General features: G+C 59.0%; 9 protein-coding genes and 2 pseudogenes. 6 read left to right on the top strand and 5 right to left on the bottom strand.

The features are described 5' to 3' along the window. The 4 genes and pseudogenes from AC1DXM_RS31550 to AC1DXM_RS31565 form a co-directional block, all read left to right on the top strand. A pseudogene (locus AC1DXM_RS31550) lies at positions 1 to 355 on the top strand (hypothetical protein); the annotation flags it as partial. A gap of 37 nt (positions 356 to 392) precedes the next feature. Continuing rightward, entirely contained in the window at positions 393 to 1,622 is a 1,230-nt protein-coding gene (locus AC1DXM_RS31555) for an NAD(P)/FAD-dependent oxidoreductase (RefSeq protein WP_477239436.1), read from the top strand. Positions 1,623 to 1,689: 67 nt separating this feature from the next. After that, the gene (locus AC1DXM_RS31560; RefSeq protein WP_477239438.1) at positions 1,690 to 2,142 is read left to right on the top strand and encodes a MaoC family dehydratase; all 453 of its coding nucleotides are present in this window, start codon (positions 1,690 to 1,692) and stop codon (positions 2,140 to 2,142) included. Between the two features lie 9 nt (positions 2,143 to 2,151). After that, positions 2,152 to 3,408 carry an MFS transporter gene (locus AC1DXM_RS31565; RefSeq protein ID WP_477239440.1) on the top strand — a complete coding sequence of 419 codons (1,257 nt, stop codon included), beginning with the start codon at positions 2,152 to 2,154 and terminating at the stop codon, positions 3,406 to 3,408. 379 nt (positions 3,409 to 3,787) lie between these two features. Here AC1DXM_RS31565 and AC1DXM_RS31570 read toward each other — a convergent pair whose 3' ends face one another. The 3 genes from AC1DXM_RS31570 to AC1DXM_RS31580 form a co-directional block, all read right to left on the bottom strand. Beyond that, the gene (locus AC1DXM_RS31570; RefSeq protein WP_477239442.1) at positions 3,788 to 4,276 is read right to left on the bottom strand and encodes a class I SAM-dependent methyltransferase; all 489 of its coding nucleotides are present in this window, start codon (positions 4,274 to 4,276) and stop codon (positions 3,788 to 3,790) included. Between the two features lie 143 nt (positions 4,277 to 4,419). Continuing rightward, on the bottom strand, positions 4,420 to 4,857 hold the full coding sequence (locus AC1DXM_RS31575; protein ID WP_477239444.1) for a Ros/MucR family transcriptional regulator: 438 nt from the start codon (positions 4,855 to 4,857) through the stop codon (positions 4,420 to 4,422). Beyond that, entirely contained in the window at positions 4,854 to 5,141 is a 288-nt protein-coding gene (locus AC1DXM_RS31580) for a hypothetical protein (protein ID WP_477239446.1), read from the bottom strand. Before AC1DXM_RS31580 ends, AC1DXM_RS31575 begins: the two co-directional genes overlap by 4 nt. A gap of 1,038 nt (positions 5,142 to 6,179) precedes the next feature. On the opposite strand from AC1DXM_RS31580, the gene AC1DXM_RS31585 reads away from it, so the two are divergent. Continuing rightward, a complete protein-coding gene (locus AC1DXM_RS31585) occupies positions 6,180 to 6,689 on the top strand; it encodes a pyridoxamine 5'-phosphate oxidase family protein (protein ID WP_477239448.1) in 510 nt (169 codons plus the stop codon). A gap of 748 nt (positions 6,690 to 7,437) precedes the next feature. After that, a complete protein-coding gene (locus AC1DXM_RS31590; protein WP_477239449.1) occupies positions 7,438 to 7,665 on the top strand; it encodes a hypothetical protein in 228 nt (75 codons plus the stop codon). Positions 7,666 to 8,122: 457 nt separating this feature from the next. Here AC1DXM_RS31590 and AC1DXM_RS31595 read toward each other — a convergent pair whose 3' ends face one another. Then, the gene (locus AC1DXM_RS31595; protein ID WP_477239450.1) at positions 8,123 to 8,338 is read right to left on the bottom strand and encodes a hypothetical protein; all 216 of its coding nucleotides are present in this window, start codon (positions 8,336 to 8,338) and stop codon (positions 8,123 to 8,125) included. A gap of 203 nt (positions 8,339 to 8,541) precedes the next feature. Further along, a pseudogene (locus AC1DXM_RS31600) lies at positions 8,542 to 8,862 on the bottom strand (ATP-binding protein); the annotation flags it as partial.

Consider the following 8,862-nt stretch of genomic DNA (forward strand, 5'->3'; position numbering starts at 1 on the left):
AATCGACGCGGCGCCGCAACTGAAACTCAAACTCGGCGAAGACGTTCGCACGGTGCTATGGGCCACCGGTTTTCGGCCGGATTTTTCATGGCTGGATTTGCCGATCTTCGATCGCAAGGGCGACCTGAAGCACGATCGAGGCGTTGCTGACGTTCCCGGGGTCTATGTGGTGGGTCTGCCATATCTGCGTCGCCGGAAATCGAGCTTCATCCACGGCGCCGAGGATGACGCGCGCGAACTCACAGCGCATCTGACCGACTATCTCGACAGGTCAACGAGCCAACCAAAGTTGCGCTTCGAGTTCCAGCGCAAGCGCGATTCCAATTTAACGGCATCGGCGCGGACGCACCTTTGATCGCCGTCCAAGTATCCGACTCCCCAAGGACATCAAGATGCACATCAAACCAGCCTATTCCCATTACGACGCCATTGTAGTCGGCGCCCGCTGTGCAGGTGCCTCGACCGCCATGCTGCTTGCAAGAGCCGGCCTCCGAGTCCTTGCGCTCGACCGCAAAGCTTATGGATCAGATACGCTTTCGACGCACGCGTTGATGCGGCCCGCGGTTCTCCAGCTGTCGCGGTGGGGTCTGCTGCAAAGACTGCTGGACGCCGGCACGCCTTTGGTAACCGCGACTACCTTCCACTATGGCGATCATGAAATCACCATACCTCTGCGCGCGAGCCAACAACTGCCTGGCCTGATAGCTCCGAGACGCACGCTGCTGGATAGGACGCTGGTCGATGCAGCGCGTGAGGCGGGCGCCGAAGTATTGCACGATACGGTAGTTGCGGATCTTGTCAGCGACGCCGACGCCAGGATGCGCGGCGTCAAGATGATTACTTCTGACGGAACCAATCTTACCGTCACAGCCGATATAATAGTTGGGGCGGATGGAATTGGCTCGCTAGTAGCGAAGCGCTCTGGCGCGCAGACGCTGCGGCGCGGCCGAGTCTCGGCCGCCCATCTCTATGCCTACGTGCCGGCAGAGCCGGAGAGCAGCTACCATTGGTATTTTCGGGAGGGTGTGAGCGGCTCGTTCATCCCAACAAATAACGGGCTTGCCTGCATTGTGGCCTCGGTGCCGACAGAGCATTTCGATGAGCGCTTTCGGCGCAACCACGAAGACGCCCGCATTGCTGTCCTGCGCTCACTTTCTCCTACGCTGGCCGCGCAGGCCGAGAAGGCCCGTGGCGATAGTTTAAGCGACGCTCGTATACGTGTGTTCCGCGGAGTGCCGGGCTTCGTACGCCAGGCGTATGGTCCGGGCTGGGTGCTTGTCGGTGATGCCGGGTTCTTCCGAGACCCAATCACCTCGCATGGCATTTCGGATGCGTTGCGCGACAGCGAAAGCCTGGCGCGTGCGGTCCGCGATGGGTCAGCTCAAGCCTTCGCATCCTATCAACGCGAACGGGACTTTATCGCCGAGCAGATCCTCGAGGCCACCGACGAAATAGCCTCGTTCGACTGGACGCTCGGCGACATCGAGACCAGGCATCGGCAGTTCAGCAGCGTTATGAAAACCGAATTCGAGGGGATCGCAGAACGGGAGATGCAAGCCCGCCGTTTCCCACGGCCTTGGTGGCAGCAGCGCGCCGAAGCCCTTCATTCTGCCAGCGCTTAGGTGAACCACGCCTGGGCGCTGACGCAGCCGGGCTGATCCACAAAAATCAACCGGATGGAGTACATCGATGAGTGCAGAGACGAAGGACGGATGGATTGGCGTCGTCAAGGGTCGGCCACAAGTGGGCGCTTTTGCCGAACGCTCGCGACGCACACGCCTGGAAGACATCCAACTCTTCACCGAAATGTCCGGCGACCGCAACCCGCTGCACTACGACAAGGCGCTCGCCGAGGCATCTGTCTTCGGCAAGCTGATCGTCCAGGGCGGCGTCACCTCCGGCATCCTCAATGCAGTTGTGGCCGAGGACCTTCCTGGCCCTGGCACCGTCTTCCTCGAAGTCGCCTGGAAATTCGTCAAGGCGGTTGGCGTCGACGAGATGATCACCGGCCGCGTCGAGATCAAGGAGGTGCGTGCCGACAAGCCGATCTGCAAGATCGAGACCTCGGTACGCAATGAGGCTGGCGAAGTCTGCCTGACGGGCACCGCGACGGTGTTCACCGTGCCGCTGGCACGCGGCTGAGTGGTTGTCATGGTGTGCCAGCTGGGTCCAGATAGCGTGCCCAAGGCCATCATCGTCGAGGATACGCATCGCTGGAGGGTTCTAGGCCTACTTTGCCTCGCAGTGGTCCTGTCGCTGACCACCTGGTTTTCAGCGGCCGCGATTACGCCCGAGCTGAAGGCGGCGTGGCACCTCTCGGGCGCCATCGAAGCCTGGCTGACCAATGGCGTGCAGATCGGTTTCGTTGCAGGTGCGCTCATCTCGAGCCTCGTCAATCTGCCTGATGTCGTCAGACTGAACCGGCTGATGGCGGTTTCTTCACTGCTTGCCGCTGCCGCCAATGCTTGTCTGCTTCTGCAGCCCGGCCCTGTAGGCATTGTCGCTGCCCGGATCGTCACTGGCGTTGCGTTGGCCGGTGTCTATCCGCCGGCGCTGAAGCTGGTCTCGACCTGGTTCATACGACAAAGGGGCCTCGCACTCGGCGCCACGATCGGTGCGCTGACACTGGGCTCGGCGCTGCCACATCTGTTTCGGGCACTCACCGGTTCGTTCGACTGGCGATCAGTGGTGCTTGCCGCAAGCGCCGCGACGCTCATCGGATCTGCGATTTTCTGGTTCTTCGCCAGCGAGGGACCGCATGCATTCGGCAAGGCGATGTTCGATCCGCGCCAGATCGGCGCAATCTTCAGGGACAGGCCCTTGCTCCTGGTCAATATCGGCTATCTCGGCCACATGTGGGAACTCTATGCCATGTGGACATGGCTGCTCACCTATGCCAGGGCCGCGCTCGAAGAGCAGGGTCCACCGTCGCCGGCTTTTGCGTCACTGCTGACGTTCTGCGCGATCGCTGCGGGTGTCGCCGGCTGCCTGCTTGGCGGCGTGTTGTCTGATCACTTTGGTCGGACCCTGACCACGGCAGGAATGATGATTGTGTCAGGTCTCTGCGCGCTGGCTATCGGCTTGGCCTTCAACGGTCCGCTGTGGCTGTTCGTCTTGATCGCGGTCGTCTGGGGCATCTCGGTCATCGGTGATTCCGCGCAGTTCTCCGCGGCGGTGACGGAGCTTGGCGACAGGCGCTTTGTCGGTACGGCGCTCTCCGTCCAACTCGGGCTCGGCTTTGCGCTCACGGTGCTGGTCATCGGATTGACCCCGCGCGTGGCGGCGTTGCTTGGTGGCTGGCGTTGGGCATTCTTGTTTCTAGCGCCTGGACCGTTGATCGGTGCCGCGGCGATGCTTGGCCTGCGGCGACTAACTCCCTCCACGAAGATGGCCGGCGGAAAGCGGTAAACTTCATCCCGTATAGATGTTTAGTCCCGGCATTTGCTGGAGCGGATTGAGGGTGAATCTTTCTGGCTCTTTTGCCCAGGCCTTGCCGACATATTCGTATGTCCGCTCTGGTGAATCGACTTGACCGTTGGAACCGCCGCTGGTGCTATAGAGAGGCGGTCGAGATCAGATCGTTCCGCATTTACGGAACCGATACACGCGTGCCAGTTTGTTGGGCACAACCATCAACTCGTCTGCAGTTCGGAAACCGGCTTCGTGGCCCATGCGAATCCATGTAGCGGCCGTCTCGGCATAATCAGATGCACGGCAGTGGCTCTCAAAGGCGGCGAACTCCTCGTCAGTGACCCCAGACCACTCCGGTCGCACCTGATGAAAACGCTCAAGCCATCCTTCGCGATCTTCCCCCCTCCAGACGCGTCGGCTCCCAGATCATAAAAAGACCGCCTGGGGGTAAAAGGTCGCGGATTTTGCGCATAAGGGTGACCTTGTCGTGCGCAAGGAGATGGTGCAGAGACTGACCAATCCACACGACGTCGAGCGGCCCTTTCCAGGAATCGATGGCCGCAACGAAATCCTCGCACCGCAGCTCAACCGGACAGGTGAGAGGTGCAAGCGCTTGCTTCGCGACGTCGAGAGACTCCTGAGAAATGTCCACGCCGATGTAGCGTGCGATGGGGGTGCCGGCCAGCGCCGATGCTGAACCAGGAGCTGTGCCGCAGGCAAGATCGGCAAAGACGAAGCCGTCGGTGAGCTCATCGAGCAGCGCATGCCGAAGGGTCATAGACCTCCCCATGGCCATGTAGTTAGCCACGACAACCTTTTGGTATGTGGCAAGGCCTTTCGCGAATAGTTCTTGGTCGGACATCATGGTCCCTCCCCACGACGAACAATGTCGCATAGAACGCTAAGAAATTGGTCCTAACCTGATATTGGACTGGGCAGGGAAAATGTCCGCCTTTTCACCGAAGCCGTCAATATTCTTGGTGGTGCGAATCCCGCTCACGTCAAGATCTATGGAGCCTCCGACTTAATCTCCGGCTGCGGCTGCGAACCCGTGCCGGATCCAGAAGCCTTGGCTGCCGCAGACCTCCTCTCGGAGTGCTTCTTGGAGACCATCGGGTAAGTTGGTGGCAATCCCCATTTCTCACGATACTGTTGGGGCGTCATCCCATGGGCGCTGCTCAGGTGCCGCGCCATAGATTTAAATTTCTTGCCATCTTCCAGGCACGTGATCGTATTAGGAGTGACTGACCTTTTGGGATCGACTGCCGGTGACTGACGTCCTGTCGCAGGCGTATCGGCCACAAGGCGCGAAAGTGACGCATGCACAGAGGCAATCAATCCCGGCAGGTTGGCGACGGGCACCGGATTGTTGCCCACGAATGCAGCGACGATCTTTACAGTCAGTTCCGCAAGATCGGCAGTATGAAAATGCGCTTCGCTATTCATAGCATAGTCCTCAATCCCCCAAGGTCGTACGTCGACAAGAAGCTAACCCTGCCGTCAATATCATTTGTATGGAATACAGATTCTAGCGCGTCGGGCTGGTCGAGGACGAACGAAGCCGCAATTAGGTCATCACCGTCAATGGCACCGCTGTCGCCGCTCATGATGGTTGCGACCTTCTGAAAGGCCTTCATGTCAGCCGCTGTTAAACGCGCATCGCGCATCCTGGCCCTGAGAGAAGCCACGCGGGTATCGAGGGCTGGCGAAACTTTAACATGATTCATCATCTTCACCCGTCCTGAGGCGCCGATCTGCAAAAATGTTCCGCCGCCCTCGTGATGATAGAAGGCGGCGGAACTAAAGACCGTCGATGAAGGGACTTTTATCGACAGTCGCCAACACAATTCAGCTGTTAGCCAAGCGTTCCTGCCGTCTCGCTTTTTCGGAACTATGTGTCTAGGAATAGGACGTAAGTCGGATGCCAACGCTCTATATGGAAGGCTCCCACGCACCAATCAGATGCGACGCTTCGTGGTCCCCCGGCCAAGGAGGCATTGAGATGCAGATGAACTTGAAGGTGGGTGTCACCAACGTTTCTGTATTGAAAGGCGGTGCCCACTGGTATGTCGACAGACACTCCGGGCACGAGCGCCGTCACACGCTCTTCTGTCTCGTCCCTTCGCCAGATTTCTCCCCGTCCAGAACGGCGAGTTCCAGCACACGGGAAAAAGGCGCGGTTAGGACAGTCTCCCACATAGAGTGATTATGGAACGGTCGACTCGCCACCGCTCGCGAGATGGGCGAGCGGCTGCAACGGCTCAAACCACTAGAAGACCGCGATATCCACGAGCTTTGGCGAGATCGTTATGCAGCGCTGCTGAGTACTGCCTTCCATGAACCAACTTCGTAGTGGCCTCCCTGAAAAACCTCCTGCAGCAACAAACGGCCGGTGTGGTCATCGTGCCATACATGAGGTCGAGAGTGCGCTCTGCCAGTTCTCGCAGCCAGCATGCGCACGGCGAACGCGTCAAAGTTGTCCGAAACCAGCAGCAAGCCGCTCTTGCCGGCCCTGATATTGTCTTCTGCGGTCCGCGAAACCGATACTTCCATGAAACGGTCGGCGGTCGCAGCCGGCCTTGCTCAAATTCATAGCAAGAACCCCTCAGAGGTAATCTGGTTGGATGTCCAGCTGTCTCGCGGAGATGTTCCGCAAAGCACGCACATGTCTGCTGACAGGACAGGGGCCAAAGCGAAGGTGACCCGCGTTGGAACGTCACAGGGCGGAACGAGTTGTATCCGAACATTTAACCGCTGGAGGACACCTGATGGCCAAGCGTCGAGAGCAAGAGACTGACCTCACACCTGCCGAGGCGACAGACCGCATTTGGGAACTCGCCAAGGAAATCGACGTCTGCATGTTTGTGACGTGGGATGGGGAGTACAATCGAGCTCGGCCTCTCTCAGCGCGCGTACATCGCGACGAGAACGCTATCTATTTCCTCGTCAATGATGACAGCGCCAAGAATGACCAGTTGTCGAACTATCCAAAGGTGACATTGGCCTGGAGTGACAGCAGCCACTACAAATACGTCACTATCTCTGGTCCGGCTGCAGTGACCAATGACCGGGGAAAAATTGCCGAGCTGTGGGAGAAGACCGACGCAGCATGGTGGGACAATGCCGATGATCCCGAGATCCGCCTGATAACCGTCAAGCCCGATGAAGGCGAATTATGGGATAGCCCGGGACTGGTCGTCGCGACTGTGAAAATGGTCCTGGCTGCCGTCACCGGCGCAAAGCCGAATGTCGGCGACAATGCAAAAGTCGACCTGTGAGAGGTTCCCTACGGAGGATCAAATGCGCTCCCGGTTTCTTTCTCGATCTCAACGCTGCTGATGCCGATCGCTTTGGCGTCGGCGGCAACGGATATGATGTCCGCGCCGACGGTCTCGGGGACGTTGGCTGAAATCCACTTGTAAAAAAAGTCCGTGCCGCGGGGTGCTCATCTGGAGATAGGTTCCGCTGATGCGCTTCCCCGGGGTCAGAACGTCGGCCGTACGATCCACGAGAAAGGCGGCATCTAGGCGCTGGCTACTTGCGTGTAATCCAATCCAGCATTTTGGTGTTGCGGATCATTTGCGAGGCATACTCGCGTCATCGAGCCTCGGGATCTTCTCTTCAGCCGGCCGCTCCTGAATCTCCGCGCTCTGGTGTAACCCATGGTGAGGAGCGGCGCACAAGTCGCTCCTCGAAATTCGCGGCGGCGCGGCTTCAGCGACTTAATCGGCGACTAAATGACCGAGATAAACGTGACCTCGCCGACCGGCGGTACTTGGACGTCCAAGTCGAGACCGCGCCGGGTGTAAATGCGCGTGCGGTCCTCGTCGATGATCAATTGCCAGCGATAGCCGTCAAAATTGACCTCATGCGATCAGTCGTCCCCTTCGGGCGGCTTGGCGTGCAACGTAGGCAACTGAGGCGCGATAAACTTCAAACGCTTGAACTGACTCGCAAAACGCGATTCAATTAGCTTGCGCTAAAATAGTTCCGGAACATTTTAGACGAGTGCATGTTTGAAGGTTTATGAAGATCGAAGCCGCCGATTGCCGTGCAGCGTTGACGCTAATCCGGCGCACAATCGAGGAACACTGTCCGCCTGGCGTGCTGCCCAGCGAGGAGATGGTGAACGGGCTTTACGGTCCAGAACTCATCCACGAGGCGGAAGCGCTGGCGGCTGCCATCGTCGCCACTATCGACCAGATGCAATTGCGCGTGATGATGAAATCGCCGTCCGCCACTATCAAATCGTAGCCCCCATGGGAGGTCCGCCAGCGCGCGTTCAATGCTTCGTAGGTCGTCTTCCCCACCGAGCACTCGCTTCGTGAGGTCCACGGACCGCTGTTGAAGTCGATCGAGACCATCACCGGCAAGCGGGCGCTGTTCATCCAGCCGAACGACAGGGCCGGTGAAGCCCCCTACGGCGGCTTAGTCCATCCGGCCTAATTGCGCGAATGCTAATATGCCCATAGGGTCCTCGGCGCGGGGACCGAACTCACCCGTAGTGGCCGGCATTAGCCCCAACCCAACCCTGTCGGCCACTCATCTATGGCAGAGTAGCGCCTACAGGACGCACAACAGCCAAGGCGGCCTCTATCACCTTGGCCGGCGCGTCCAGCCCTTCCACGGCTTGTGTAGCGCCGTGGTGGCGACTGCTAGGTATCTTCTGGCTTGCCGTTGTCATTGGCGATGTCGGCTGGCTCTGGCGGTTTCATGGGGTGAGTATGCGCCTTGTCGTGGCCTTGCTATTCCGCATAATCCATTCCAGCAATTCGGCATCCACCACCTTAACACCGGTATAGTCACGGATCATTTGCGAGGCATAGGCACGCCATCGATCTTCGGGAATGCCCTCTTCATGGGCCGCTTTTTGAAATGCGTTTCTGAGGATTTCAGCATCTAGTGCCGACACCTTGGCGTCTGACATCGCAGCATCCCGCTTTGACAGGAAAGGCGAAAGCGCTGTCCTCTTTCAATCATCCCCATGCCCTTAAGCGGCAGATGACGTCTGGCAAAATAAATCCGGCGCCCGTACCTCGCAAGTTAATTCTAGCGACGGCTCATGAGGGTCTGTTTCCCTTCCTTTGCACGGCACATTGGCCGAACAGATGAGGACGCTTCCCGCGCCCTGAAGCGGCCACGTGAGCCGTTGCGGATCAAGGCCCGGGCAATGGCGATTGCCAGATGCGACTTGCCGGTTCGGGTGCCGCCGATGAGCACGGCGTTGCGCTGGTCGGCGACGAAGGTTCCGTTGGCGAGATCACGGATGAGTGGCTCGTTGACCGGCGTGCCGTCGAAGTCGAACTCCTCGATGTCCTTGGCGATCGGCAGCTTGGCGACGGTGAGCTGGTATTTGATGGAGCGGGCCTGCTTCTCGGCGATCTCGGCCGAGAGAAGATCGCCGACGATCCTCGGCGGCTCGTGCTGGCGCTTGATGCCTGTCGCCATGAC

The sequence above is a fragment of the Mesorhizobium sp. P3_A2 genome (assembly GCF_056403115.1).

Coding starts and splice junctions, on each gene's coding strand:
- AC1DXM_RS31565 (WP_477239440.1), top strand. CDS start 2,152: ATGGTGTGCCAGCTGGGTCCAGATAGCGTGCCCAAGGCCATCATCGTC.
- AC1DXM_RS31590 (WP_477239449.1), top strand. CDS start 7,438: ATGAAGATCGAAGCCGCCGATTGCCGTGCAGCGTTGACGCTAATCCGG.
- AC1DXM_RS31585 (WP_477239448.1), top strand. CDS start 6,180: ATGGCCAAGCGTCGAGAGCAAGAGACTGACCTCACACCTGCCGAGGCG.
- AC1DXM_RS31555 (WP_477239436.1), top strand. CDS start 393: ATGCACATCAAACCAGCCTATTCCCATTACGACGCCATTGTAGTCGGC.
- AC1DXM_RS31595 (WP_477239450.1), bottom strand. CDS start 8,338: ATGTCAGACGCCAAGGTGTCGGCACTAGATGCTGAAATCCTCAGAAAC.
- AC1DXM_RS31570 (WP_477239442.1), bottom strand. CDS start 4,276: ATGATGTCCGACCAAGAACTATTCGCGAAAGGCCTTGCCACATACCAA.
- AC1DXM_RS31580 (WP_477239446.1), bottom strand. CDS start 5,141: ATGATGAATCATGTTAAAGTTTCGCCAGCCCTCGATACCCGCGTGGCT.
- AC1DXM_RS31560 (WP_477239438.1), top strand. CDS start 1,690: ATGAGTGCAGAGACGAAGGACGGATGGATTGGCGTCGTCAAGGGTCGG.
- AC1DXM_RS31575 (WP_477239444.1), bottom strand. CDS start 4,857: ATGAATAGCGAAGCGCATTTTCATACTGCCGATCTTGCGGAACTGACT.